Source organism: Yoonia sp. F2084L (genome assembly GCF_023015625.1).
Lineage (GTDB): Bacteria > Pseudomonadota > Alphaproteobacteria > Rhodobacterales > Rhodobacteraceae > Yoonia.
The window spans coordinates 576,816-601,772 of record NZ_JALKAH010000002.1 but is presented as its reverse complement, the minus strand read 5'-3'; the positions used below and the strand labels follow the sequence as shown (position 1 = coordinate 601,772).

Sequence of the window (24,957 nt, the reverse complement as noted above, 5' to 3'; positions counted from 1 at the left end):
ACTTGCCGAAAGTCAATTGTTTCTGGGTTCCTTGTGATATCTCAATGGACTGGGCGTTAGCGCAGCCGATGCGGCGAAAGGCCTTCCACGAGGGATGTTTTGTCAGCCACCGATCGGTTGAGACAAAGGTCAGCTGTTATGACGGCCAAAGCCGGCGCCATCATGATGCCATATCCGCCTTGACCCGCCAGCCAGAAGAAGCCTGACACGTCCGGGTCAAACCCGACAACCGGGACATCATCCGCCACAAAGCTGCGCAAGCCGGCCCAGCTGTGTGCGATCCTGGTGACTTCGATTGTTGTTTCTTGCTCGATCCTGTCGGCGAGGACCGCAATATCCATGTCATCGGCCCAGGCGTCGTGCGGGTCGGTTGCTGTCGCATCGCCCGGTGACGCCATCAGCTTGCCCGCGTCAGGTTTGATGTATGCGCCAAAGCCCGCAAAATCGACCAACGGCATCGCACCATAGTCAAGCCCGTTTGGCCCGTTTATGATGATGGCAGTGCGCCGCTTGGGCACCAGACCGATGCTGCGCGCGCCAGCCATCGTACCGATTTTGTCGGCCCAGGCGCCGCCTGCATTGATGATTGTTGCGGCAGCAAATTGATCATCCTTCGTCTGGATGCGCCAAGCCCCTGATTGATACGAGAGGGCGCTTACCGGTTGCGACGTCAGCGTTTTAGCGCCCTGCGCCTTCGCACCTTTCAGATATCCAAGATGCAGATTGGCGACATCAATGTCTGTGGCGTTAGCCTCGTACACAGCACGGCTGATACGCTCTGGTCGCAAAAACGGTACCATTGCGACGGCGTCCGTTGGATCAATTAAACAGACCTCCTCACCGGGCTCGGACATGGACAGCAGCGCATCCAACTTACCCTGATGCTCTGGCATTGCGACCGTCAGCGCACCACGGGGGGATAACAAAGGTCTGTCGCAAAAGGCGACAGGCGGTGACCTGAAAAATGACTCGCTGGCCTTGTTGACCTGCCGCACGACGGGTCCACCGTAGTTGCGCGTAAACAGTGCCGCGGACCTGCCCGTGCTGTGGTAACCCATGGTCTGCTCTGCTTCGAGCAGCAAGACGGTTCCTGCATCGGCAAGCTCATAAGCCGCTGATGCGCCCGATATTCCGCCGCCGATTACAAGAAAATCATAGATCAAAATTTCGACCTCTTGGACGGCGCAGGATGCGACAAAGACTGGTTTTGCTACAAAGCGCCCATTATTGATGCATTGCAAGAAAAACGTAATATGTTGACTCCTTGCAAGTTTTATTACCTACTTTTTTCAGTTTCTGGGGATTCCTGATGTCAAAGCCATTGCGCGCTCGTCCGACCGGGGCCGCACTATCTGTTCGAACAACGGATACTGCGCACGAGATCTCAGACTGTTTTGTTTACGACCAACAAGGAGACGACGAATGAGGAAGATACTATTATCCAGTGCTGCATTGACGGCCATTGGAGGGATGGCGCTGGCAAATTGTCCTGCTGTGACCGTGTCGGATCCGATGGGCGTCGCCGCTGGCGCGTTCCCGCAACAGTATGAGCTGAGCGAATTCCAGAGCCTCGCAAACTGCGATCTGGGAATGTCCGAAAACCCGGATATCGCAGCATTGAACGTGCGCATTCGGGGCAATCCGGATTTGCCTGCTTTGGCGGATCGCCTACCTGCCGAGCCGCTTGTCGTCGCGCCATATGATGAAATTGGAAAATATGGCGGCGTCTTCAATGCCCTGTCCAACGCGACAGAGGCTGGGACATCAGACTTCATGTCAGTGCGACATGTCAATTTGGTACGCTATGCCGATGATCTGACGACAATCGTGCCAAATGTCGCCAAAAGCTGGTCCTGGAATGACGATTTCACCCAGTTGACCTTTGTCTTGCGCGAAGGCCACAGATGGTCCGATGGTCAGCCGTTCGGCGCTGAAGACGTTGAATTCTGGTACGAAAATCTAGCTCTTGATCCAAATGTGATCGAAAGCCCGAAAGACTATGTCCTTGCAGCCGGTGAACCGATGACGGTCGATGTGATTGACGCGCAAACCGTGCGTTTTAACATGCCATCTCCAAAGCCGGGGTTCCTGTCTCACTTTGCCAGCCACTATGCACAGGGTTTTCAGCCGAAGCATTTTCTGGGGCAATATCACCCCGCGATCAATCCCGATGCCGATGAGCTTGCGCAATCGCTTGGCTTTGAAGATGGCTACGATCTGGTCAGGGTCTACTACGGCAGTTCGGACTGGATGGACACACCAACACCGATGTTGGCCCATCCTGACAAGGTCGCAAACCTGCCACTGAATGCAGCACCCACTTTGGAAAGCCACATCGTCATTGCCGAAAGCACCGAGGGGCGCCAATATGTTGCCAACCCTTACTATTACATGGTCGACACGGCCGGTAATCAGCTGCCCTACATCAACGAGATGGACGAGATTTTTGTTGGCGAAAGCGAAGTACGTCTGCTGATGCTGATGAACGGCGAAGTGGACTACAAGGCGCAGGCCCTGCAGGTGGATTACGTCCCGCTGTTGCTGGAGAATCAGGAAACTGCCGGTTTTGTCGTCGATCTGAAGCCTGAAATCACGATGCCCACCATCGCGTTCAATGTAACCTCTGAGGATTTGGAGAAGCGCAAGGTTTTTGGTGACCTGAGATTCCGTCAAGCCATGTCAGTCGCAATCAACCGCGACGAAATCAACGAAGTTGCCTTGTTTGGTCTTGGTACGCCGCAGCAGTACATCGGTTTCTCACCAACACCTGATTTTATCACGCCAGAATGGGAGCAGCACTACGCGCAATTCGATGCTGACCTGGCAATGTCATTGCTGGACGAAGTCGGCGTCGTTGACCTTGACGGCGACGGGATGCGCGAATTGCCGAATGGCGATCCATTGACTCTGAACTTGCAGGTGGCCACGCAAGGGATATCAATCAATATCGTAGAACTTGTTGGGCAAAACTGGCGTGATGTCGGCATCAACAACACCGTCAAAGAGGTGACGACAGACGAATATCGGTCGTCACAATCGTCGAACCAGTTGGACGTGTCCCTGTTCGAGAAAAGCGTGCCGTTGTCCGTTGTGCTTGGCAACGCCGAAAGCTTCATTCCGCCGTTCGACAATTATTTCAACATGCGCACCGCGATGCTTTGGGGTGAATATGTGGAATCTGATGGGACCGCGGGTGTGGAACCGCCAGACTACGTCAAACAGATGATGGAAGATGTCAGGGCGTTTCAGGCCACACCAGTTGGCACGCCTGAATCCGACGCGCTGGCGCTACGGCTAGTTGAAAACATGACGGGCAATCTGCTCTTTATTGGTACTGTCAAAGGGCAGCAGCCGATCTATCGCAACGCCGCACTGAAAAATTTCACACAGTTCAGAACCGCGTCATATGCCTTTTATAGGACGTATCCTTATCGTCCTTCACAGTGGTTTCTTGACGAATAAGCCATTGTCGGACTTCAAATAGCCGTTTCGGGCTGCTGATGTGGCCCGAGGCCCAAAACAACAGCGCCCAAAGGGGCGTAAAATACGCAGGGGCGTGTCAGACAGATGGTCCAGTTTCTACGCTTCGCGGCAATCCGTTTCGGCCTTGCTGTTTTCACGCTCTGTCTGGTGTCCTTCATCGTCTTTTCGCTAATGGAACTGGTGCCGGGGGACTGTGCTGAGCGTTACCTTGCATTCAAGAACTCGCAAGGGGCGCAGATTTCCATCGCTGATATTGAGGCAGAGCGGGTCCGGCTGGGTCTGGACCGACCTTATCTGGAACGCTGGACAAGCTGGATTCTGAATGCATTTCGGGGCGAGTTTGGCGAAAGCTGCATCCTGCGTCTGGATATCAACCAATTGCTGGGCCAAAAGGTCTGGCTCAGCGTCGGTATCTGCCTTGGTTCGTTGCTGCTGGCCTATGCCATCGCTGTTCCGGTCGGCATCATCGCTGCCACATCGCGTAACCCTGTCCTGAACAACAGTCTGCGTCTGGTCAGCTATCTGGGGCTTGCGCTGCCGAACTTTCTGCTCGCGCTGATCATCATGCTGTTTTCGACCGTCATGTTCGGGAACAGTCTGACCGGGCTCTTCTCGCCCGAATTTCGAGACGCGCCATGGGACTGGGCGCGGATCAAGGACTTCCTTGGCCACGTCTGGTTGCCAGTGTTCATTCTGGGCTGGTCCGCCACCGCGTTTGCAATCCAAACCGTCCGAGCGCTGATGTCGGATGAAATCAGCAAGCTATACGTAACTGCGGCGTCAGCGCGTGGCGTGTCGGGACGCAGGTTGCTGCTGCGCTATCCCGCACGACACGCGCTGAGCCCGATCATAAATTCGCTTGGTTTCGATCTGAACCGTATTTTCAACGAGCTGCCAATCGTGGCCCTGATCCTGACGCTGACCGAGGCGGGATCATTGCTGATCGAAGCATTGGCGCGGTCAAACGATCAGCAGCTTGCGGGCGCGATCATCTTTTTCCTGACGGGCAGTATCGTCGCTATCAACTTCATCACGGATATTGTGCTGGCGCTGGTCGATCCCCGCATACGTCATAGCATATTGGGACAAACGACATGAGTGACACCAATATTTATGACGCATCCGTCGACCAAAGCGCCAAGGATGCCTATTTCACCGCCTCGCAAAGCCAGCTGATCTGGACCCGTTTCAAGAAACAAAAAGCAGCGATGGTCGGGGCCTGGGTTTTGGTGATCCTGATCCTGTCGGGCATGTTCGCGCCATTCCTGACGCCCTATGATCCGACAATTGCCGGTCGCGACAAGGATTATCTGAACGGCGCGCCGACCATTCCACAGTTCTGTGATGAGAACGGCTGCTCTCTCCGTCCGTTCATTTACACACACGAACGCGAACGCTCGATCGAGACAAATTTCCGCTGGGTGACCACCGAAAACAAGGACAAGCGGCGCTATGTCGAATTCTTTGTTCAGGGTAGCGAATACCAGCTGATGTTCATGACCTTTTCAACCCACCTTTTTGGAGTGGATGAAGGATTCATCCACCTTTTCGGCACAGATTCCACCGGCAAAGACATCTTTTCGCGCACCTTCCATGCGATCAATACCTCCATGGCGGTGGGCACGATAGGCGTGTTCCTGGCCTTCGTGCTGGCCCTGATCATCGGCGGGATATCGGGCTATTATGGTGGCTGGATCGACAGTTTCATCCAGATGGTGACGGATGCGGTCCGCACCATTCCGGCCATTCCGCTTTTCATGGCATTGGCCGCCTTCATCCCGGATACTTGGAGCGCCGAAGAGAGGTTCTTCTTCATCTCCGTCATATTGGGTTTCATCAGTTGGCCAACGCTTGCAAGGCGGGTGCGCACGCATCTGCTAACCGAGCGTAATCAGGAATATGTGCTTGCTGCCCAGCTGTGCGGCGCTTCATCGGGACATGTGATCCGCAAGCACCTGCTACCCAGTTTCACCAGCTACATCATCGTCGATCTGGTCATTTCCTTTCCCTACATGGTGCTGTCAGAAACCGCGCTCAGCTTCATCGGTCTGGGCCTCAAGGACCCGGTCAATTCGCTTGGGGTGATGCTGCAAAACGTGACCAGCGCAGATGTTTTGCTGAATTATCAGTGGTATTTCATTCCGGTGATCTTCTTCATCGTCCTCGTTATGGCCTTCGTGTTTGTGGGCGACGGCTTGCGCGATGCGGCTGACCCCTATGGGGACACCAAGAAATGAGCCGACTGATTGACGTCGAAAACCTGACCCTGCAATTCGATACCGACGAGGGCCGGATCACGGCTGTGGACGACGTCTCGTTCAGCCTTGAGGCGGGAGAGGTGATGGGCTTGGTCGGCGAAAGCGGGTCAGGTAAGTCAGTCACCGCCAAATCCTTGATGAAGCTGAACCCGCGCAATGCAATCTATGGCCCCGCTACCAATATCACCCTTCATCTGGACGATGGCCCGGTTGATGTGATGTCGCTGCAAACCGACCACGACATGAAGATCGTGCGCGGCGGGTCCATATCGCTGATCTTTCAGGAACCGATGGCCAGCTTCGCCCCGGCCATTTCCATCGGCGACCAGATGGTCGAGCAATTGTTGATCCACACCAGCTTTTCACCGACGCAAGCCAAGGAACTGTCCATCGAAATGCTGGATCGGGTCGGGATATCGGACGCGAACACCAGGTTCGGCCAATATGCGTTCGAGCTATCGGGCGGGATGCGCCAGCGTGCGATGATTGCCATGGCCCTGTCGACCAAACCCAGACTGCTCATCGCGGACGAACCGACAACAGCGCTGGATGTGACCATTCAGGCGCAAGTCATTGACCTGATGAAAGATATCGTGTCCGAGTTCGGAATGGGGATCATATTCATCACCCACGATCTGGGGGTCATTGCACAAACCGCCGACACGGTCGCGGTCATGTATCTGGGCCGGTTGGTGGAACATGGTAGCGTGCGGGATGTCATTCGCAGGCCCGCACACCCATATACACGCGGATTGCTGGCCGCGTTGCCGACCTTGGATGATATCGACGCCCCACTGACGCCGATCCCCGGCGATATCCCGTCGCCGCTAGAACGACCGTCAGGATGCGTCTACAACACCCGCTGCCAAGAGGTTCTGGGCCGACGATGCGCACGCGAGGTACCGACATTTTCAAACGTCAGTGCAGATCACACAGCCGCCTGCCATCTTCATGACTCAGAAAGCGGTTCCCTGTGACAATGAAACCTTTGATCACCGCACAGGGTCTGTCCGTCCATTATGCATTGCGCGGCGGTCTGATCGGTCCTGCGCCCTTGGTGCGCGCGGTTGAAAACGTAACAATCGAAATCGCACCGGGCAGTTTCTTTGGTTTGGTCGGTGAATCCGGGTCGGGCAAGACCACCCTTGGCCGCGCGATGCTGCGCGCCGCGCCTATCAGCAAGGGCAATGTTCTGTTTGATGATGGTGAGGTGGAATACTCCCTCAAGAACCTCGGCAAGAAAGATCTGAAGGACTACCGCAAACGGGCGCAACTGATTTTTCAGGATCCCTATGCCGCGCTCAGCCCCCGCATGACGGTGCGCGACATTATTGCAGAACCGCTGGAGGTCATGAGGCTTACAAAATCACGCGCGGAAACCGACGAACGGGTACGCGAAATCGCGGCAAAGTGTCGGCTGAATGTCGAACACCTGCGCCGGTTCCCGCACGCATTTTCCGGTGGCCAGCGACAGCGCATCTCTATCGCGCGCGCCTTGGTCTCGGGGCCAAAGTTTATCGTCGCAGACGAAAGCGTTGCCGCACTGGACGTGTCCATTCAGGCCGACGTGCTGAACCTGCTCAAAGCAATCCAGGAAGAAATGGGGCTGACGTTCTTGTTCATCAGCCACGACCTAAGCGTCGTGGCCCATGTCTGCGACCACGTGGCAGTCATGTATCTAGGCCGTCTGGTCGAAACGGCACCGACGCGGGCATTGTTTTCTGCTCCGCGCCACCCTTACACACAGGCATTGTTATCGGCGATCCCCTCGCTCGACCCAGATGACCGGGGCAAGGCGCAGAAACTCGAAGGGGAAATCCCTTCGCCGACCAACCCGCCGCCCGGGTGCAAGTTCCAGACCCGCTGCCCTCATGCTATTGATCGCTGCCGCGTGGAAGAACCGATCCTCGAGGCCGCCGGGACCCAGCACAATGTGGCATGTCACAAATGGCAGGAACTGAGCCGCCGCAGCTGATTGCAGTACCGGCGCTTTCGCAGAAAGTCGTCCGCACATCCGCGCCGTCTCTGCCCTTTAGGAGCCGGATGTTCTAGGATAGCTGATCCTCCTGCGCCGCCACCTCTGGGACGACACCGTTGCTCAGGATGGCGTGAGTTGGGGTCGCTGGTGGGCCGTTGCCGGCGTTGTGAACGGGGAAGGCCGACTGCAGCCAGTATCGATCTGGAGGTGAGAAGTGCTTCTTCTTGAACCCGGCCATCGGCACAGCCGCAGCGAACGGCAGCAAAGTCCCACAAGCCAGACACTGCCTAAATCACTCCGGATGCCCCGGTGCCTTTCCTGACAATGCCACATAGGGCCGGGTCACATCTTGCAAAATGACCTCCAACGCTTCGACCTCCAGTGCGATCACACCATCGCCAGCAAGGGTCAGCTCCAGCCGCCCAGTGCCGTCTTCGGCGGGAACAAACCCCATCGCAAGAAGCGAAAACACCATATCTGGGTCCGATTTATCAACACCCTGACTCTGCACGCGAATCACGTCTTCAACGGCCAAAACCGTCTGCACGCGCTCGTAGCCGCGCTTGCGTGCCTCGGCCTTCGGCGCGTCTTCCCACCGAAAGCGGTTCAGCAGAATGGCAAAGCGGCGCGCCTTGCGGTCCCACCGCATCTCTGCCGCGGGAAACACCGCATCCTGTACCAATGCAGCCATTACTGCCAAATCCTCGGCATCGAGCGCTTTCAGCCGCAAAGGGGCCTCGCGCCCGTCCTCAAAAGTGGCGTCTTGGGTCATGCAGACACCCGTTCGATTTTGGCACCGACAGCGCTGAGCTTTTCTTCGATATGCTCATACCCGCGATCAAGATGGTAAATGCGGCTGACGGTTGTCTCGCCCTCGGCGGCAAGGCCTGCAAGGATCAGCGACACCGAGGCGCGCAAATCCGTCGCCATCACAGGCGCACCTTTCAAGCGCTCGACACCGCGCACGGTCGCGATACCACCATGCACCTCAATATCAGCCCCCATGCGGATCAACTCGGGGGCATGCATAAAGCGGTTCTCGAAAATCTTTTCTTCCAGCACGGATGTACCTTCTGCCGTGCAAAGCATCGCCATCATCTGGGCCTGCAAATCGGTGGGAAACCCGGGGAACACTTCGGTTGTTACATCGACAGCCTTTGCACGATCTGTGCGGCGCTTCACCTTCAAACCATCCGGCGTTTCGGTCACATCGACACCAGCCGCATCCAGTTTCTCAACAAACGATCCCACCAAATCAAGACGGCCACCTAGGCATTCAACCTCACCCCCGGCAAACACCGGGGCCAGCATATAAGTACCAAGTTCAATACGGTCGGTCACAACCGGATGGGTCGCGGCGCCAAGGCGATCAACACCCTGAATGGTAATCGTGCTCGTGCCCTCACCCTCAATCTGCGCGCCCATGCTGCGCAGGCATTTCGCCAGATCAACAATCTCTGGCTCGCGTGCTGCATTTTCAATCACGGTCGTGCCTTTGGCCAAGGTCGCGGCCATCAGCACGTTCTCGGTTGCGCCGACCGAGGCAAAACGCAAAGGCACTTTTGCACCCTTCAACCCGCCGGGGGCCTTGGCATGCAGATAGCCGTCCTTCAGTTCAATCTCCGCCCCCATCGCCTCAAGCGCTGTGACGTGAATATCCATCGGACGCGCCCCAATGGCACAACCACCGGGCAAAGACACGACCGCCCGGTGATGTCGGGCGAGCAAAGGGCCAAGCACAAGGTTCGAGGCGCGCATCTTGCGCACAATCTCATAGTCAGCAGTCGTCGATGTCATGGCATGAGAGGACAACACCTGTACCTTGCCATCCTGCATCGAGGTCACTTCAACACCCAAGGATTGCAACAATGCCGTCATGGTCTTGATGTCCGACAACCGGGGGGCGTTGGTCAGCGTTAACGGCTCTTCCGACAGCAGCGTTGCGGGCATCAAGGTGAGAGCCGCGTTCTTGGCCCCCGCAATCGCAATCTTGCCCTTTAGCGGTGTCCCGCCTGTAACCACAATGGAATCCATGCCTGCCTACTCTTTCTTTTCTTTTTGGGCGTCAGTGCCGCGTGCACGCGCCTGTGCCTTGCGTTTGGCCATGTTGGCCTTGAGTGCCGCCTTAAGGCGATCTTCGCGGGTTTTGGCAATCTTGCCTGTTTTACTCTGGGTGTCTTTGTCGCTCATGACAGCGGTCTTATCAATACGCGCAAAAACCGTCCAGAGAGGGCTTGCACCAAAGGACGATTGCGTCTAATCCCCCGCATCACCGGATGCTGTGGTAGCTCAGTGGTAGAGCACACCCTTGGTAAGGGTGAGGTCGGGAGTTCGATCCTCCCTCACAGCACCATCTCAAACCTAAAACTGCGACGTAATCGTCAGCCCCACCGAAACTGTCGTGCGGTCAAATCGGCTGACGTTGCTTTCTGTCGCGGATGCATCAATCCGTAGTCCGGGCGTAAAGCCTGCATATGAAATATCGGGAAATCCGATGTTTATGTTGGAAGATATGGTGGTGTCCTGCCGCCCGCCTTCCGGGATTGTAAATCCGAAACGATAGTCCGGATAGTCGCTCCATCTCAGGCCGCCGCCGACGGATATGCTGACAGGACCAAGGGGTTCCGCGACGCCATAGTTCAGGCCGAGGGCATGATCGCGCGAGGTGTAGTTCGCATTGTCGCGGCCCTCGCTGTCGGTGACCGAAAGCGTCGCGCCGACGCGGTCTCCGCTGGGCAACTGGTGGGTTATGCCGGCGGTTAGGTTCACGCGGTCAACGTCTCCGATGCCCGGTTCAAGGTACTCCAACCACTCGCGCCGCGCTGAAAGCGACAACAGCGTGCGCTCCGCCACCGAAAACTGGCGGCTGATGCCCAAACGCCAGATATCATAGTTTTCGTAATCCGTTGTCCACGCATCAAAGTCGAGGTCGCGATATTCAAACAGACCGCGTGATGCGGTCACACTCACGGTGCCGTTCTCCAAGGCGCGATCATGGGTCAATGACAATTCGTAATACGCGGTGTCGAATGCGTCGTCTGGTATGGATACGTCGTCGGTCACATAAGCCCGCGCGAGCTGCGACCGCAGACCTGCGGTTGTGCGACTATTCTGGTTTTCCTGAAAACGGTACTGAGCGCCAAAGCTCAAAGAGGCACGCCAGCCTTCCAACGCCAGCGAGTCCGGCGAGAGTGTTTCGTCAGTTTCACCAAATGGCGTATCGACCACAGCGTCAGATTGCTCATCCGCGCCACCATTGATGTTGTTCGACGGCACCAGCGACCCCGATACCTGAAACGCCAACGGATTGCGCTGCCTGACAATGCGGGCGTCTTTCAAGGTGCGCGCGCGCTCTTCTTCATTGGGCGCAACGGTCAAGGCGCGGCGCAACCAGAATGTCGACAGGGTAAAGCGTTCCTCATTCGTAGCGGCCAGCGCCGTCAGCCGCGCCGCCTCATATTTCTGGACATCACTTTGCGACAGGTACCAGGCCCGCGCGCCCGCACGGCGCCCTTTTTCAGCATCACCCAACTGTGGGGCGGCAGCGGCAACCACAATCAGGGCGGTGCGATCATCAGGACGTTGGGACAAAACCGCCTCGGCAATCTGCAAGGCCAGTGCCGGATCGCCACCGCGCAACGCTTGGGCGGCGATAGAGGCGGCCTGATCAATCGGCACCTGGACGCTGTCCTGGGCCACTGCCGCTGTGCCGCAAAGTGCCAGTAAGATCGCAATGATCTTTGAGTTCAGCATGTTGGACCTTCTGCTTTGCCAAAACCGGACGCAAAGCAGTCCCAATCCTGCCTTCGCGCGGGCCAAACTCTCTGCCCCACCACCCCATGTCAACTCACATCTGTTGATATAATTATACGCTCAACCACTATATGTTGTTTTATCAGGGCCTCCCATTTTCTATAGTAGCGCGACTCAACCGACATCGGAGACCGCAGATGCCCATCACCCCAGACCAACAGGCCGAAATCGACGAATTGCGCAGCAACGCCAAACCGACATTGCGTGCGGTGGCCGAAGGGATGGAAGGGCACCTGTACAAAGCCTACGACGTGCTGGACCACGGGTTCATCCGGGTCATCGACTATATGGGCGACGACGCGGCGATCTGTCAGGCCGCCCGCGTGTCCTACGGCAAAGGCACCAAATCGGTGCAAAATGACGAAGGGCTGATCCGCTACCTGATGCGCCACTGGCACTCCACCCCGTTCGAGATGTGCGAGATCAAGCTGCACGTCAAACTGCCTGTCTTTGTCGCGCGGCAATGGATCCGGCACCGGACGGCGAATGTGAACGAATACTCCGCGCGCTACTCGATCCTCGACCGCGAATTCTACATCCCCGAACCCGACAAACTCGCCGCCCAATCGGTGATCAACAATCAGGGGCGGGGCGAGGCACTGACAGGGGACGAGGCCGCCCGCGTGCTGGAATACCTCAAAGGCGACGCCGCGCGCTGCTATGACCACTACGCCGAGATGATCTCGGACGATGGCCAACAAGGCCTCGCCCGCGAACTGGCCCGCATGAACCTGCCCGCCAACATCTATACGCAATGGTACTGGAAGGTGGACCTGCACAACCTCTTCCACTTCCTGCGGCTCCGGGCCGACAGCCACGCCCAATACGAAATCCGGGTCTACGCCGACGAGATCTGCAAAGTCGTCGCCGACTGGGTGCCTGCCGCCTACGGCGCGTTCGAAGACTACCGCATGGGCGGCGCCACACTCTCCTCCAAGGCGATTGACTGCGTGCGGCGTATGCTTAAAGGTGAAGAGGTGACGCAAGAGACCTCTGGCATGTCCAAGGGGGAATGGCGGGAGTTTGAAGGGGTCTTGAACGACCCTGCGTAGCAGGGATGAAACGCTCCAGTGGAGCGATTGAACCGAAAGACGGGCGCGCGACATAGCGTTGCAAGGGAGATGGTCAGAATTGGATTTTTCGGATATGGTTCTAACTGTCCTTGCCTCAGGTGGTGGAGGAGCTGTTGTTGCATATGGGGCGTTCAGATTCTTCGCTGTTTCTTGGATTGAACAAAAATTCGAGCAGCAACTTGAAGCTTACAGGCATGAGAACGCGAAAGAACTACAGTCTCTGAGTGCGAGTGTTGACGGCGCTTTAAGCAAGACGATTAAGTCGCAAGAGAAAGAATTTGAAGTGCTCTCCGAGTTATGGCGATTGGCAAACATGTCAGTTGGTACTTTAGGTTCGTTAGTTAGTCCTTTGCAGAGCTACCCAAATCTACGGAATATGTCGGCGCAGAAAATGAAAGAAGTCTTAGAGCAATATGATCTACTTCCTTCCGTGATGCAGGAGATTCTTGATGCTTCAGATAACCAAAAAGAATTCATAGAAGCTGCGTTTTGGAAACAACTGAACTCAGCCCGCAATGCACTTAATGACTTCCGAAACTGTTTGTATCTCAACGAGGTATTTATTGAACAAGAACTTATGGAGGAATTCGAAGGTATTTCTAAGCAGGTTGTTCATGCCATAGTTGAAAGAGAGATGTCTCATGAGGACAGCGATCACAAAATGCGTGGAGAGAGCTTCAGGGTGTATGACAAAGAAATCAGTCCGCGATTGAAGGCATTGGCCCCATCACTCCGCCGAAAGTTTTTTGACCGCATCTAACTAGCAGATCCGTAGGTCGGGGCCTGCCCCGACTCCCACCCCAACATCCCACATCACCCACCGGATTGGCGGGGGAAGTCGGGGCTCCGCCCGTTCGCGCCTGAAACGGTCCACTGGACCGTTTCCAAGACGGCGCTCACCCCCGCCCGACGTCACCACAATCCCAATGCCACGACGAATACGGCCAATCACGCACATCCTCTACCAACCCATGTTTCACCGGGTTGATCCAACAATGCTGCACATGCGCCGCGTAATCGCGGTCATCCCGGATGTGGTCGGCTCCGCCGCCGGGGCTCCGCCCGTGAGCGCCTGAAATGGTCCACTGGACCATTTCCAAGACGGCGCGCACCCCAAAACCGTTTCTGCCAAATAGGCGCTTCCGCACGTAGGTCGTGGCCTGCCCTGACCCTTGTCCTGCCAGCGACGCTTAATGCCTTATCAGCCGTTTACCTCAATTTGAGGGTCGTGGCGTCCCGCGCCCGTTGTTGCTACATTTCGGCTGACCGGCTAGCTGTCTGGTAGACCAAACATAACCAATCGACTGCTGAAAGCCTGACGCCTATGGCTCTTGAAGGCAGAGACGCGAGTAGGCCAATGAACATACTCTTCCTAACCTCTACCTTGCCGCGCTTCGCTGGTGACTCTCAGGCGTCATTTGTGATGGAGCAGGCCAGCGCCTGGAAGACCGCCCGACCAAATGACAACCTCTATATTCTTGCTCCACATGATGCCGGTGCGCCAGTCGTTGAGCAGATTGACGGCGTGGCAATTGAACGTTTTCGGTACATGAAGCCGGAAGCTTTTCAGACGCTGGCATATCCCGCGATTATGCCCAATCTGCGCAACAACCCCGGCCGGGCGCTACAGATCCCGTTCTATCTTTGGAGCCAGTACCGTAGCGCAAAGCGGATTATCAAGGCCCATAAGACTGTGTCTGACGTCAACGCCTATGGGTCCAAATAGTGTGATTTGATAAGAGAGCGTTTGTTGCTCATCGTAACAACTGAGCAGTGGCCGATGAGGATGACAACGAAGAGCCATTTCATCGTAAATTGATTGTGATCGCTCTAATGGCCTGACTGGGCCATCTTCGCAAATCGCCCATCTGCCAACCAATTCGCATGCCAGCGGCCGTTTCATCCATCGCATTCGCTCAGACGACCCGATGCCCCCTGCTTGACCTCGGCCCGATTACCGTCACTGTAGCGCGGGTAATTTGTCCTGAGGGGAAAGACTATGACACGACGAAATCTGCGAAATTCTGCCCTGTTGGGGAGTGCGCTGGCGTTTTGTGCGATGGGTGTATCTGCTGAAACGCTGCGTTGGGCGTCAACAACTGACCCGCAGACGATGGACCCGCATGCGGTGAACTCTGCCCCGGTGCTGTCGTTCTTGAACAACGTCTACGAGGGCCTCGTGCGTCGTGGTCAGGATATGTCGATTGAGCCGTCGTTGGCTGTGTCATGGGAACCGTTGGAGGATGAAAACGGCTGGCGCTTTAACCTGCGCGAGGGCGTGACCTTTCAGGATGGTGCGGCATTCACAGCAGAGGACGTCATGTTTTCCTATCAGCGTGCATCGGATGAGGCGGCGGACGTACGATCCTGGTTTGCGCCGGTATCTGATGTACGTGTCGTGGATGACTTTACCATCGACTTTGTCACAACCGCGCCGAACCCGTTGTTTCCGGATTCAATCGCAAACTTCATGATCCTTGATAAGGATTGGGCCGAAAGCAACGATGCCGCCCTGCCCGCCCGCGATGCGGAAAACTTTGCCACGATGAACGTCAACGGCACTGGCCCGTTCACCGTTGCCAGTCGCGACCCCGGTGTGCGCACGACGCTGGTGCCGCATGACGGATGGTGGGACGACGCCCAGCATAACGTGACCGAGGCCGTGTTCACCCCGATTGGCAACTCAGCCACTGGTTTGGCAGCACTTCTGTCCGGCGAAATCGACTTTATCCAGCCGATCCCATTGCAGGATGTCGAACAGGTCGAAGGTCGTGATGGTTTCAAAGTGCTGGAGGGTGAAGAAACCCGTGTGATCATGTTTGGCTTTGGGCATGAGCATGACACGCTGCTATATTCTTCGGATGTGACAGATGCCAATCCCTTTACCGATCCGCGCGTCCGTCTTGCGGCGGCCCATGCAATCGACATCGCGTCCATCGACCGAGTGCTGTTCCGCGGTAAGATCGAACCGGCAAATCAACTCGTCCCTGCTGGTATCTCTGGCTATTCCGAGGCCAATCAGGACCGTCCTGCATACGACCCTGACCGCGCCCGCGAACTGCTGGCAGAAGCGGGTTATCCCGACGGGTTTTCCTTTGGCCTGAAGTGTACCAATGATCGCTACATCAACGATGAGGCGCTGTGCCGTGCGGCCGCATCCATGTTTGCCGCTGTCGGTCTGAACGCCGAACTGTCCACCGGTCCGGTCCGTGATTACTGGCCGCAGCTGCGCGAGGATGACTTTGACATGTACCTCTTGGGCTGGTCCCCGGGTACATTCGATATGGAGCACCCAATCCGCTTCTTGATGCACAGCCAAGACGACGAAAAGAAGCTCGGCTCTTGGAACTTCGGCAACTATTCCAACGCGCGCGTCGATGAATTGCTGCCGCAGATCCAGCAGGAAATTGATCCGGCCACCCGTCAGGCCATGATTGATGAGGTCGTGGCGATCACCCAGGAAGAGGTCGCTTACATCCCGCTTTATACGCAACCTTTGATCTGGGCTGCCAAGGACAATGTGGACCTCACACAACGTGCCGATAACTTCTTTATGTTGCGCTGGGTGACCGTGAACTGAGCGCGGTAGAATAGCAAAAAGGCGATGGTTTACTTCATCCTCAAACGGCTGGTGCAGTCCGTCTTTGTGATGCTGGCCGTCGCCTTTTTGGCCTTTTCCCTGTTCCGTTTTGTGGGTGACCCGATCACCCAGATGACGGGTGTGGAAACTTCGGTCGCAGATCAGGAACGGTTGCGCGAGGAACTGGGGTTAAACGACCCTTTCATCCTGCAATTCGGCCGCTTTACTGCCGATATGCTGCAAGGTGATTTTGGGTTTTCATACCGGACCCGGCAGCCAGTGGCCGAGATGATCGCGACCCGTATCCCTGCCACCCTTGAACTTGGCGTCGTTGCATTGTTGATTTCGCTGTTGGTCGGCATTCCTGCGGGTGTCTACACAGCACTGCGCCCACGCGGGATACCGACCCAAGCGATCCTGCTCACCACGCTTGTCGGTGTCTCTATCCCAACCTTTGTGATTGGGATTATGTTAATCTTCATCTTCGGCGTGCAATTGGGCTGGCTGCCCACCTTTGGGCGCGGCGGTACCGTGCAGATTGGCGGATGGGAATCCTCGCTATTCACAATCGAGGGATGGCGCGCGCTCCTGCTGCCTGCGATCACCTTGGGTGTCTATCAACTCACCCTCACTATGCGTCTTGTCCGGGCCGAGATGATGGAGGTCATGCGCTCGGACTACATCCGCTTTGCGATGGCGCGCGGTGTGCCGATGCGCAGGCTGCATTACAAACACGCTCTGGCCAATACGATGGTGCCGGTGATTACGATCATCGGGTTGCAGTTTGGGGGGGTCATCGCCTTTTCCATCGTGACCGAGAGCGTCTTTCAATGGCCTGGTATGGGGTTGCTCTTTCTGGAGTCGATCCGCTTTGTCGATATCCCGGTGATGGGTGTCTACCTTGTCGTGATCGCCTTCTTCTTTGTGCTGGTGAACCTGATTGTTGATCTGCTCTACGTCGCAATTGACCCGCGCCTGCGGGTGAGGGACGTGCAATGATTGCGTTCATCAAACGCTACGAAGGGCTGTGGCTGTTCTTTCACTCGCCCGCAGCGATGATTGCGGCAGTGGTTGCCGTGCTGATCATTCTGGGGGCGATTTTCGCGCCGTGGCTCGCTTTGGTAAACCCTTACGATCTGGCCTCATTCAGCCTGTTCGATGGGCTGCTGCCCCCGGTATGGGAGGAGGGGTCAAACCCCAAATACCTACTGGGCACCGACGATCAGGGCCGGGATATGATCTCGTCGATACTTTACGGCGCGCGGTTGTCGCTGGTGATCGGACTGTCTGCGCTGACAATCGCGGCGGTTCTGGGCGTAGGGCTTGGCCTTGCTGCGGGATACTATGGCGGGCGGTTCGATGCGATTGTCATGCGTATTGCCGACATTCAGCTTGCGCTGCCTGCGATCCTCACCGCCCTTTTGATTGACGGAATTGCGCGGGGCATTCTGCCCGCCGCCGTGCAACAGGACGTGCGGGTTGCCGTGCTGACGCTCGCTATCGCGCTGTCGCTGTGGGTAAACTTCGCGCGGACGGCGCGTGCGTCGACCTTTGTGCAGATGAACAAGGAGTATGTGCAGGCGGCCATCATGATGGGGCAGCGGCCCTCACGCGTGATGTTTGTGCATATCTTGCCTAATATCCTTGGGCCGTTGTTGGTGATCATGACTGTTGATCTGGCGTCGGCCATCTTGCTGGAGGCGACTCTGTCCTTTCTTGGTATCGGCCTGCCCGCAGATAGCCCCAGCCTTGGCACCCTGATCCGGATCGGCATGCAGTTCCTGCTATCAGGCGAATGGTGGATCCTGTGGATACCCACCCTGTTCTTGGTGGCCCTTGTCGTGTCGATCAACATCCTTGGCGACTTCCTGCGCGACGTCTTTAACCCGAGGCTGCGCTGATGCTGACAATCAAGGACCTGAGCGTCAAATTCCCGTCCCGCTTTGGCGATTTCACCGCCATTGAAGACGTCGACATGACGATCAAACCGGGTGAAATCCACGGGCTTGTTGGCGAAAGCGGGGCTGGGAAATCCACGGTGGGTGCTGCTGTCATCGGCCTTTTGTCGTCACCCGGCTACATCGCAAACGGTGAGCTTTCACTCGGCAATACCAACTTGCGCACCCTCACTCCAGATCAGGCGCACGACATCCGCGGCGACCGGATTTCGATGATCTTTCAGGATCCGCAAACCAGCCTGAACCCGCTGATGACCATCGAGGATCAGTTGATCGAGACCATTCAGGCGCACTCTGATGTCAGCTATGCCGATGCGTTGAAACGTGCGGTCGACCTGCTGGAAGAAATCGGGATCAAAGACGCAGCCCGGCGCATCAAAGCCTACCCGCACCAGTTCTCTGGTGGGATGCGGCAACGCGTTGTGATCGCGCTGGCGATTTGCACGGACCCTGAGCTGATCATCGCCGATGAACCCACAACAGCCCTTGATGTGGCCGTTCAATCCCAAGTGCTCGACCTGATCCGCAGGTTGGCCAAGGATCGCCAGATCGCCTTCATGTTGATCACCCATGATATCGGTGTGATCGCCCAGATCGCAGATCGCGTGACCGTCATGCGCAAGGGACGCGTCATGGAGACCGGGGAAACCGCGCAAGTGCTGGGTGCCCCTGAACATCCATATACCCGTGCATTGATGGATGCGGTGCCGCCGCTGGACCACCGCATCAAGCGGTTTCGCGTTCCCGACGAAGACGGCAAGGGGCCCGTGACTGGCAATGCCGCTGAAAAGTGGCTTTTGGAGGGGCAACAGCATGCGCTGACGGGTCTGACCTTGACCGACATCTGCATGCGCTTTCGGGGACCGCGCACATCTTTGTGGCGCAAACCAGAACCTTTCGTTGCGCTAAATGACGTCAGCCTTGAGGTCAGACCAGGGTCAATACTGGGGCTTGTGGGCGAAAGCGGGTCGGGCAAATCCACTTTGGCCAAAGCGATCACCGGGCTGATCACACCCTCTAGCGGCATCATGAAGCTGGGGGATGACATCTTACCGGACGGTAAGGCGCGCGGACGCAAACATCCGTCGCGGCAGCTTATTCAGATGGTGTTTCAGGACCCCTACTCCAGTCTGAACTCCCGCCACCGGATCAGGGATATTCTGACAGAACCTTTGTGGTTTTATGGCTTTGTCCCAGACGCCAGAGAACGCGAAAAACTCGCTGCTGCAATGCTCGAACTTGTCGGCATGCAGCCCGACGCGATTGACAAATACCCGCATCAGTTTTCCGGCGGGCAGCGACAGCGCATCGCTGTCGCGCGCGCCCTACTCGCCCGTCCTAGATTTCTGATCTGTGACGAACCGACATCGGCGTTGGATGTGTCAATTCAAGCCGAAATCTTGAACCTGCTGAAAGACCTGCAAGCCATGTTCGGGCTCACAATCCTGTTTATCAGCCATAACCTTGCTGTGGTGCGGCAGATGGCCGATGACACGGCGGTGCTGCGAAACGGTCGCATCGAAGAGATCGGAAGCACGGACAGTGTGTTTGAGCGACCCAGCGCAGATTACACACAAAACCTATTGGCGTTGACGCCGGTGCTGCCAAAGGCTTGGCAGTCCACTGCAGTGGCTGGATAACGCAGGAACGAACAGGGATGCAGCCGGTTCTGACTTATGGTTATGAACACATATGGTCACAAAAGAAAAAGAGCCTTTGGACAGATACTCCAAAGGCTCTTTCTATCTGCGACGGTTAGACAACTTCGAAACGAAATCACCCTGTCATCAAAACCGCAGGCGATTAACCTGTGTATTCATCGTCATCGTCATCACTGCTTGCCACAGCAACGGCCACAAGCGCACCAACGATAAGCAACGGGATGATCCAACCCGTTGCAGAATCAGTTGTTTCGACAGGCATCGCTTCTGGAACGGTTTCAACAATCGCGTCCGCCAGACCACCTGCCCAAGCAGCAACACCTGCCAGGCTGGCCACAATTGAACCAAAGATAATTTTTTTCATATTTGTCACTTCCTTAACGTCAATGATTTTGTCGTACACGCAATTGACCTTAAGTCAAAGTGCCTGAGCAGTCGAAATCCAGACACTTCACGGCATTGTCAGAAAAGCCCTGCCCCGCCTGCAATCAGGTAAGATAAGCTCGATTTGCGGTGGTATTATTTGTGATCGGCGGGGCGGGTTTGCCAACCCCGATCACGCTTAGGAATTCGGATCAAACTGATCAATAATGTCTACTTGAACATTTTTCTGCTTGGGTCCCGTCCACTGGCTTGTCCGCCAAACCCGGCCTGTGTCTTGATCCAGATAATGCACATTGTTGAACGCGGCTCCATCCGCGGTTTGGCAAAGCTCGACCACTTCAACGACGGGCCGCGTCACTCCGACAACATCAATATCTGATGTCGCGCCAACCCGGTTTTCGCAGGTCGTTTCAATCGTATCAAATGACGGCCCACGTCCCGCCAACTGATAAATCCGCGCGACTTGCGGTGGCCAATCCGCAGCGGGTGTATCATTCACCAATGGGTCACCCGCCTGCGTTAGGACGGCCTGCAAGTTGGTCCCGAAGCCCAAGGTCGCATAGATCAGGCCGCCATTCATGGTCACACCCCGATTTTCGTTTGAGCTATAAAGCAAGAGGCTTTCCCGCTTCTGCACCGCAACAGCGACAGAGGCGATGCCCGTTTCAGGGCTCAAGATCAGCACGGCCGCAAGGTCAGCCTCTTCAATGGCGGCCCGGTTCACGTTGGGTATCGACATTCCGGCGTCTTCGACTGGGTTAAGGATGGTTTGGGCGACCTGTCCGATGGTCGCGACGCAGCCGGACAAGGCCAGTGCTGCCGCCACGATAGAAAAGCGTTTCATCAGTTCCAAAACTGCCCCCATGCATCCTCAATCCGCTTGCGGTCAGACTGGCGGAGTTCGTTATAAAGCAGGCCGGTCCCGTTCACCCGCGATCCCAGATCACCCGATGGGCCACCGACCGACAGGTCTATGCGCTGCTTGCCCCCCTCTGGCGAGGTCCACCCCAATGGAATGGACAGTTCGGCGCCGAATTTCAGGGCGGAATCGGACCGCTCGCTCCACCCAGTTGACGCCGCGATGCGCCATCCGTTGGCATAGTTCCGACCAACCGTCAGATCGACACCTAAATCACCGGCCAGATACTGCCCGGTATCAACGATGATAAAGTCACCGTTTCGCCCCACGTTGGCGTAAACACTGCCAATGATAGTCGTCGCATTGAGGTCTTCGAAACCGAACCATTCTTCATAGGCCCTTTTCTGAACATTGCTGACCTCAAGGCCCAGCGCAAAGTCCTGCACCGGCGAGCGCCATAACAGTTCCCCACTTACGCCACCAAACGCGCGTTCAAACAGACCCGCCGAGACGCGCCCATAGATTTCAGGGCTTACCCGAAACCTGTGACGCACGGAGAGTGATTGCAGATAAATCTCATCAGGGGTGTAGGATGTCAGGTCCGATCTGATTTCAGGCGTTTCGGGCGGGTCCTCTTGCGACCATTGGTTCAAGAAACGATACCCGACAGCGCCCGACACGAAGGTCTGCGCTGAAAATGTGTAGCGTGCGTTTGCGACCGCTGTCCCGGTCAGTTCCAAATTGTCAGATGTTACGAAATCTGCCCGGAATGAAGGCGTGATCCCATAGGTCAGCCTGGGTTCGAACGGCACCTCAACCAGCGCCGCCTGGCGTTGTAAGGGGCTCACTTCAAAACTCGTGCTGTCCCAAGCGAGCGCACCGGCGTTAGGCTGGCTGACGGCTTTACCAAGTCCTGTGCGGTTCAGAACAATCACGTTGCTGTCGAACGCGCCGGTATTCTGGGTGATGCGGAATGTCGAAATGCGCGCAGGGGCTACCGCCGACAACACCCGCGCGACCCGGCCCGTGACGCGTGCAAAGTTCAGGTCAGTGGCAGAGGAAGGTGTCACGTCAATAGTATCGGCACCCATCGCAAAGCGGCGAATGCTGATCCCTTCCTTTTCCAGACGCTCTTGGGCCACTTGCAGGACCTGCTGTGGGCCCGGTTCATTCGGCCTTGCCGTGCGGTTTTCGACAAAAGGATGCGGCCCGCGTCCGATATCCGTCTGCACATAGGGTCGTGTGGGGTTTGCTGCAAACGTCAGCCTGATGCCATAACTGTCTTGATTGTTTCCAAGTGCGGACACAAACAACCCGTCGGATACCTCGTAAGAAAGTCCCAGGGCGTATGTATCGTCGTCCTTTTCGCCGGCGATCCCGCTATATTCGACCGCAGCCGTCAGCCCATCAATCCCGGTGTCCCAGACAAGGTTGGCAAAAGGTTCGGTGTCCCCGGCGAACAGATGGTCGGTTTCAATCACACCTTCATCATCGCCACGACCCGTTGAAAACACCTCGGCATAGCGGCCCCAGCCGAGGCCTGCTGTCGCACTGACTGACCCAAATGTTTTGCCAAAAGCCACGTACTCGCCCGCCCCACGGTCATCGCTGCCAAAGCCCACGATGCCCACGGTTAAGCTTGGCAGATACGTGGCTTCGTCCAAAAGTTTAAGACCAAAGCTAAGCTCATTGCCGCTAGAGGAATTGCTCCCTTCGCTATATGTCGGAAAGCTGATCCCGATCTCAAGGCGTGTGTTCGGCTGAAAGCCGAAAGACAGTGCGCGGTAGTCTTCGCGGTAGTCCAGGGTTATTGCCAAATCTTCAGGCGACCTACTTGCGGAACGCGGGGTGTCAACGGCCTGTGAAAGCCCGCCCAACCCTTCCGCCACTGTCGAAACGGGAAAACCGGCCGCACAAATCGTCGCCAGAAGCAGCCTAAACGTAGTCTTGATATCCAAGTCTTCGAACCCCTGACGCACCGGTCAAATTCTTCCCAAACATATTCATGGGTCCCATCGGATGTCGAGCGCTGAAAACCGCCGGATCGTGGAAACATGTGCATGAGTGCTGCGCGCTGATTGACCCCGGTCCGTGATCTCCGCTACCTCAGAACTGCGACGATTGACATGCGTGCTCTTCTGGGGCTCAGGACCTACCAAGGCTGCCACAAATGAAAACGAGCCTCATCATTGGTGTGTGCACCCGGTTGCGTAATGTGCAACTGCGACGGCTGCTGGAAAGCCTTGCGATCCAGCCAGTGCCTGCGGGTTGGGCGGTGCAGATCATCGTTGTCGACAACAATGATGACCCCGTCGCGCAAGAAGCACTTGCAGATGTTACGCTGCCTCATCCTATCTCATATCATCACGAACCGCGCGTGGGTCTGGTGCATGCCCGCAACCGCGCGCTTGATCTGGCCCAGGCACGCGGTGCCGGTTGGTTTATCGGATTGGACGACGATGAATGGGTGTCGCAGGACTGGCTACAGCACTACCTCGCTGCTCTGGGCGACGATAGCGGGTTGCAAATGCGGATGGGGCCTTGCCAACTGGTTTACGCGGAAAATGCCAGCCGGTTCCTGATCCAAAAGCGTCCCGCTCAGGTGCCCGCCGGGCAGCGCCCCAAAGTCATGACGACCCAAAACTTTGCGATCCATCGCAGCGTTTTTGACACTGAAACCGGTGCTGGTCTGCGGTTTCACATGGCGTTCAATGAAACCGGGGGCGAGGACCTGGAATTCTTTCGGCGCGGCGTCTATCAGCATGGATTTCAGGCCGGTTGGGTGCCCGAGGCCCTCGTTTTTGAGGATCGCAAAAATGCGCGCGCCACTCTGAAATATCGTTTGTTCCGCACGATGCGCAACCAGATATCGACCCTTCGGATCAATGACCTGCACCAACGCGATGGCATACATGGATCGCGGCAGGCCAATGCAACGCGCCTGCTGGTCATCATCATACGACACACGCTGCGCTTGCTTGCCGGACTAATTGTCGGAGGCCTGACGGTTTTGATAGATCGCGACAAAGGCATGCAACGGATCGGCAAAGCCTTGCAAAGTGGCGCACGTGTCGCCGCGGTATTGCGCTTTGTGTGTGGGATGGTGCCGCCTGCCTATGGTCAGTCGCGCAAGCCAACTTAGGTGGTCTTTCGTTGAACGTAGAAGATCCCGCAACTCTTTACGCCAAATTAAGGCACCGTCCCGCATAACCGCCGCAACGGCTGCAAAAAGGCAGCTCAATTCTCTTTGATGGAGCGTTGCAAAATGACGGCGACTTTTGAACTGACGGCCACGATGAAGATCGATGATTGTGAAAAACTGCACCAGTTTCTTGAAAGTGCGCAGGACGAACCAGTCGAAATCGACTGCACCAACGTAACGCGCCTTGGGGGTTTGGCCGCGCAGTTACTGCTGATGGGGCAGAAACAATGGGCGACAAAAGATCACGCCTTCACTTTGTCGAACCCAACCGATGCTTTTGAAACATCTATCCGCGACCTTGGTGTAAATGATCTTCTTTCGCAGGGGGCAAACGGATGAGTGCACATATCTTGGCAATTGACGACTCCCGCACCATTCGCACCCTACTGACCGTAGCACTGGAAAATGCCGGGTTTACCGTCACCACCGCAGTGGATGGCGTGGACGGTGTCGATAAATTTCAGGACGCGCAGGCAGATCTGGTGATCACCGACGTTAACATGCCCAACAAGGATGGGTTCGGCGTGATTGAAGACATCAGATCGGGCGATGTGAACCGGGCTGTGCCTGTGCTTGTGCTGACCACCGAAAGCGGTGCGGCCCTCAAAGAGCGCGCGCGCAAGGCAGGTGCTACCGGATGGATCGTGAAACCTTTCGACGACGCGTCTTTGGTGTCGGTCATCAAACGACTGACGGGAACCTGAGATG

The 24,957-nt window shown here is 56.4% G+C and carries 23 protein-coding genes and 1 tRNA gene; 16 read left to right on the top strand and 8 right to left on the bottom strand.

Annotated elements, in window-relative coordinates:
* Positions 1–56 precede the first annotated feature (56 nt).
* The gene (locus MWU60_RS08530; protein ID WP_247226829.1) at positions 57–1,241 is read right to left on the bottom strand and encodes an FAD-binding oxidoreductase; all 1,185 of its coding nucleotides are present in this window, start codon (positions 1,239–1,241) and stop codon (positions 57–59) included.
* Between the two features lie 181 nt (positions 1,242–1,422).
* Here MWU60_RS08530 and MWU60_RS08525 point away from each other — a divergent pair, with 181 nt between their 5' ends.
* The 5 genes from MWU60_RS08525 (at position 1,423) to MWU60_RS08505 (ending at position 7,716) form a co-directional block, all read left to right on the top strand.
* Positions 1,423–3,462 carry an ABC transporter substrate-binding protein gene (locus MWU60_RS08525; RefSeq protein WP_247226828.1) on the top strand — a complete coding sequence of 680 codons (2,040 nt, stop codon included), beginning with the start codon at positions 1,423–1,425 and terminating at the stop codon, positions 3,460–3,462.
* A gap of 105 nt (positions 3,463–3,567) precedes the next feature.
* Entirely contained in the window at positions 3,568–4,581 is a 1,014-nt protein-coding gene (locus tag MWU60_RS08520) for an ABC transporter permease (protein WP_247226827.1), read from the top strand.
* Positions 4,578–5,720 (top strand): ABC transporter permease, encoded by a 1,143-nt coding sequence (locus MWU60_RS08515; RefSeq protein ID WP_247226826.1) that lies wholly within the window; start codon positions 4,578–4,580, stop codon positions 5,718–5,720. The genes MWU60_RS08520 and MWU60_RS08515 overlap by 4 nt, the downstream gene beginning before the upstream one ends.
* On the top strand, positions 5,717–6,718 hold the full coding sequence (locus MWU60_RS08510; RefSeq protein WP_247226825.1) for an ABC transporter ATP-binding protein: 1,002 nt from the start codon (positions 5,717–5,719) through the stop codon (positions 6,716–6,718). Before MWU60_RS08515 ends, MWU60_RS08510 begins: the two co-directional genes overlap by 4 nt.
* A complete protein-coding gene (locus MWU60_RS08505; protein WP_247226824.1) occupies positions 6,715–7,716 on the top strand; it encodes an oligopeptide/dipeptide ABC transporter ATP-binding protein in 1,002 nt (333 codons plus the stop codon). The genes MWU60_RS08510 and MWU60_RS08505 overlap by 4 nt, the downstream gene beginning before the upstream one ends.
* A 295-nt stretch (positions 7,717–8,011) precedes the next feature.
* On the opposite strand, the gene MWU60_RS08500 is transcribed toward MWU60_RS08505, so the two are convergent.
* From MWU60_RS08500 to MWU60_RS08490, 3 genes are read right to left on the bottom strand one after another with little or no spacing between them, the layout of a single operon-like run.
* Positions 8,012–8,491 carry a DUF2948 family protein gene (locus MWU60_RS08500; protein WP_247226823.1) on the bottom strand — a complete coding sequence of 160 codons (480 nt, stop codon included), beginning with the start codon at positions 8,489–8,491 and terminating at the stop codon, positions 8,012–8,014.
* Positions 8,488–9,753 carry a UDP-N-acetylglucosamine 1-carboxyvinyltransferase gene (gene murA / locus MWU60_RS08495; RefSeq protein ID WP_247226822.1) on the bottom strand — a complete coding sequence of 422 codons (1,266 nt, stop codon included), beginning with the start codon at positions 9,751–9,753 and terminating at the stop codon, positions 8,488–8,490. Before murA ends, MWU60_RS08500 begins: the two co-directional genes overlap by 4 nt.
* Positions 9,754–9,759: 6 nt before the next feature.
* Positions 9,760–9,909, bottom strand: a complete 150-nt coding sequence (locus tag MWU60_RS08490) for a hypothetical protein (protein ID WP_247226821.1) — start codon at positions 9,907–9,909, stop codon at positions 9,760–9,762.
* 88 nt (positions 9,910–9,997) lie between these two features.
* On the opposite strand from MWU60_RS08490, the gene MWU60_RS08485 reads away from it, so the two are divergent.
* Positions 9,998–10,072, top strand: a tRNA-Thr gene (locus MWU60_RS08485).
* A gap of 8 nt (positions 10,073–10,080) precedes the next feature.
* On the opposite strand, the gene MWU60_RS08480 is transcribed toward MWU60_RS08485, so the two are convergent.
* Complete coding sequence (locus MWU60_RS08480) at positions 10,081–11,472, bottom strand: hypothetical protein (protein WP_247226820.1); 1,392 nt, start codon at positions 11,470–11,472, stop codon at positions 10,081–10,083.
* A 197-nt stretch (positions 11,473–11,669) separates the two neighbouring features.
* Here MWU60_RS08480 and thyX point away from each other — a divergent pair, with 197 nt between their 5' ends.
* The 7 genes from thyX to MWU60_RS08445 all read left to right on the top strand — a co-directional run bounded on the left by thyX (position 11,670) and on the right by MWU60_RS08445 (position 19,783).
* Entirely contained in the window at positions 11,670–12,584 is a 915-nt protein-coding gene (thyX, locus tag MWU60_RS08475) for an FAD-dependent thymidylate synthase (RefSeq protein WP_247226819.1), read from the top strand.
* 94 nt (positions 12,585–12,678) lie between these two features.
* Positions 12,679–13,365, top strand: coding sequence for a hypothetical protein (locus tag MWU60_RS08470; RefSeq protein WP_247226818.1), 687 nt, complete (start codon positions 12,679–12,681; stop codon positions 13,363–13,365).
* Positions 13,366–13,962: 597 nt separating this feature from the next.
* The gene (locus tag MWU60_RS08465; protein ID WP_247226817.1) at positions 13,963–14,331 is read left to right on the top strand and encodes a hypothetical protein; all 369 of its coding nucleotides are present in this window, start codon (positions 13,963–13,965) and stop codon (positions 14,329–14,331) included.
* 273 nt (positions 14,332–14,604) lie between these two features.
* Positions 14,605–16,185 carry an ABC transporter substrate-binding protein gene (locus MWU60_RS08460; protein ID WP_247226816.1) on the top strand — a complete coding sequence of 527 codons (1,581 nt, stop codon included), beginning with the start codon at positions 14,605–14,607 and terminating at the stop codon, positions 16,183–16,185.
* A 24-nt stretch (positions 16,186–16,209) separates the two neighbouring features.
* Positions 16,210–17,184, top strand: coding sequence for an ABC transporter permease (locus MWU60_RS08455; RefSeq protein ID WP_247226815.1), 975 nt, complete (start codon positions 16,210–16,212; stop codon positions 17,182–17,184).
* Positions 17,181–18,086 carry an ABC transporter permease gene (locus MWU60_RS08450; RefSeq protein WP_247226814.1) on the top strand — a complete coding sequence of 302 codons (906 nt, stop codon included), beginning with the start codon at positions 17,181–17,183 and terminating at the stop codon, positions 18,084–18,086. The genes MWU60_RS08455 and MWU60_RS08450 overlap by 4 nt, the downstream gene beginning before the upstream one ends.
* Positions 18,086–19,783, top strand: a complete 1,698-nt coding sequence (locus MWU60_RS08445; protein WP_247226813.1) for an ABC transporter ATP-binding protein — start codon at positions 18,086–18,088, stop codon at positions 19,781–19,783. The genes MWU60_RS08450 and MWU60_RS08445 overlap by 1 nt, the downstream gene beginning before the upstream one ends.
* 163 nt (positions 19,784–19,946) lie before the next feature.
* Here the strand turns inward: MWU60_RS08445 and MWU60_RS08440 are convergent, their stop codons facing one another.
* The 3 genes from MWU60_RS08440 to MWU60_RS08430 form a co-directional block, all read right to left on the bottom strand.
* Entirely contained in the window at positions 19,947–20,207 is a 261-nt protein-coding gene (locus tag MWU60_RS08440; RefSeq protein ID WP_247226812.1) for a hypothetical protein, read from the bottom strand.
* Positions 20,208–20,366: 159 nt separating this feature from the next.
* Positions 20,367–21,032 (bottom strand): YjbF family lipoprotein, encoded by a 666-nt coding sequence (locus tag MWU60_RS08435; RefSeq protein ID WP_247226811.1) that lies wholly within the window; start codon positions 21,030–21,032, stop codon positions 20,367–20,369.
* Entirely contained in the window at positions 21,032–22,936 is a 1,905-nt protein-coding gene (locus MWU60_RS08430; protein ID WP_348644674.1) for a YjbH domain-containing protein, read from the bottom strand. Before MWU60_RS08430 ends, MWU60_RS08435 begins: the two co-directional genes overlap by 1 nt.
* A gap of 281 nt (positions 22,937–23,217) precedes the next feature.
* On the opposite strand from MWU60_RS08430, the gene MWU60_RS08425 reads away from it, so the two are divergent.
* The 3 genes from MWU60_RS08425 (at position 23,218) to MWU60_RS08415 (ending at position 24,953) form a co-directional block, all read left to right on the top strand.
* Positions 23,218–24,189, top strand: coding sequence for a glycosyltransferase family 2 protein (locus MWU60_RS08425; protein ID WP_247226809.1), 972 nt, complete (start codon positions 23,218–23,220; stop codon positions 24,187–24,189).
* Positions 24,190–24,312: 123 nt separating this feature from the next.
* Positions 24,313–24,588, top strand: coding sequence for an STAS domain-containing protein (locus MWU60_RS08420; protein WP_247226808.1), 276 nt, complete (start codon positions 24,313–24,315; stop codon positions 24,586–24,588).
* Positions 24,585–24,953 carry a response regulator gene (locus MWU60_RS08415; RefSeq protein WP_247226807.1) on the top strand — a complete coding sequence of 123 codons (369 nt, stop codon included), beginning with the start codon at positions 24,585–24,587 and terminating at the stop codon, positions 24,951–24,953. Before MWU60_RS08420 ends, MWU60_RS08415 begins: the two co-directional genes overlap by 4 nt.
* Positions 24,954–24,957: the final 4 nt, after the last annotated feature.

What these genes read in the sequence shown, in the direction of transcription:
- MWU60_RS08525 (WP_247226828.1), top strand. Translation starts at nt 1,423, where the DNA reads ATGAGGAAGATACTATTATCCAGTGCTGCATTGACGGCCATTGGAGGG.
- MWU60_RS08520 (WP_247226827.1), top strand. Translation starts at nt 3,568, where the DNA reads ATGGTCCAGTTTCTACGCTTCGCGGCAATCCGTTTCGGCCTTGCTGTT.
- MWU60_RS08515 (WP_247226826.1), top strand. Translation starts at nt 4,578, where the DNA reads ATGAGTGACACCAATATTTATGACGCATCCGTCGACCAAAGCGCCAAG.
- MWU60_RS08510 (WP_247226825.1), top strand. Translation starts at nt 5,717, where the DNA reads ATGAGCCGACTGATTGACGTCGAAAACCTGACCCTGCAATTCGATACC.
- MWU60_RS08500 (WP_247226823.1), bottom strand. Translation starts at nt 8,491, where the DNA reads ATGACCCAAGACGCCACTTTTGAGGACGGGCGCGAGGCCCCTTTGCGG.
- murA (WP_247226822.1), bottom strand. Translation starts at nt 9,753, where the DNA reads ATGGATTCCATTGTGGTTACAGGCGGGACACCGCTAAAGGGCAAGATT.
- MWU60_RS08490 (WP_247226821.1), bottom strand. Translation starts at nt 9,909, where the DNA reads ATGAGCGACAAAGACACCCAGAGTAAAACAGGCAAGATTGCCAAAACC.
- MWU60_RS08480 (WP_247226820.1), bottom strand. Translation starts at nt 11,472, where the DNA reads ATGCTGAACTCAAAGATCATTGCGATCTTACTGGCACTTTGCGGCACA.
- thyX (WP_247226819.1), top strand. Translation starts at nt 11,670, where the DNA reads ATGCCCATCACCCCAGACCAACAGGCCGAAATCGACGAATTGCGCAGC.
- MWU60_RS08470 (WP_247226818.1), top strand. Translation starts at nt 12,679, where the DNA reads ATGGTTCTAACTGTCCTTGCCTCAGGTGGTGGAGGAGCTGTTGTTGCA.
- MWU60_RS08465 (WP_247226817.1), top strand. Translation starts at nt 13,963, where the DNA reads ATGAACATACTCTTCCTAACCTCTACCTTGCCGCGCTTCGCTGGTGAC.
- MWU60_RS08460 (WP_247226816.1), top strand. Translation starts at nt 14,605, where the DNA reads ATGACACGACGAAATCTGCGAAATTCTGCCCTGTTGGGGAGTGCGCTG.
- MWU60_RS08455 (WP_247226815.1), top strand. Translation starts at nt 16,210, where the DNA reads ATGGTTTACTTCATCCTCAAACGGCTGGTGCAGTCCGTCTTTGTGATG.
- MWU60_RS08450 (WP_247226814.1), top strand. Translation starts at nt 17,181, where the DNA reads ATGATTGCGTTCATCAAACGCTACGAAGGGCTGTGGCTGTTCTTTCAC.
- MWU60_RS08445 (WP_247226813.1), top strand. Translation starts at nt 18,086, where the DNA reads ATGCTGACAATCAAGGACCTGAGCGTCAAATTCCCGTCCCGCTTTGGC.
- MWU60_RS08435 (WP_247226811.1), bottom strand. Translation starts at nt 21,032, where the DNA reads ATGAAACGCTTTTCTATCGTGGCGGCAGCACTGGCCTTGTCCGGCTGC.
- MWU60_RS08425 (WP_247226809.1), top strand. Translation starts at nt 23,218, where the DNA reads ATGAAAACGAGCCTCATCATTGGTGTGTGCACCCGGTTGCGTAATGTG.
- MWU60_RS08420 (WP_247226808.1), top strand. Translation starts at nt 24,313, where the DNA reads ATGACGGCGACTTTTGAACTGACGGCCACGATGAAGATCGATGATTGT.
- MWU60_RS08415 (WP_247226807.1), top strand. Translation starts at nt 24,585, where the DNA reads ATGAGTGCACATATCTTGGCAATTGACGACTCCCGCACCATTCGCACC.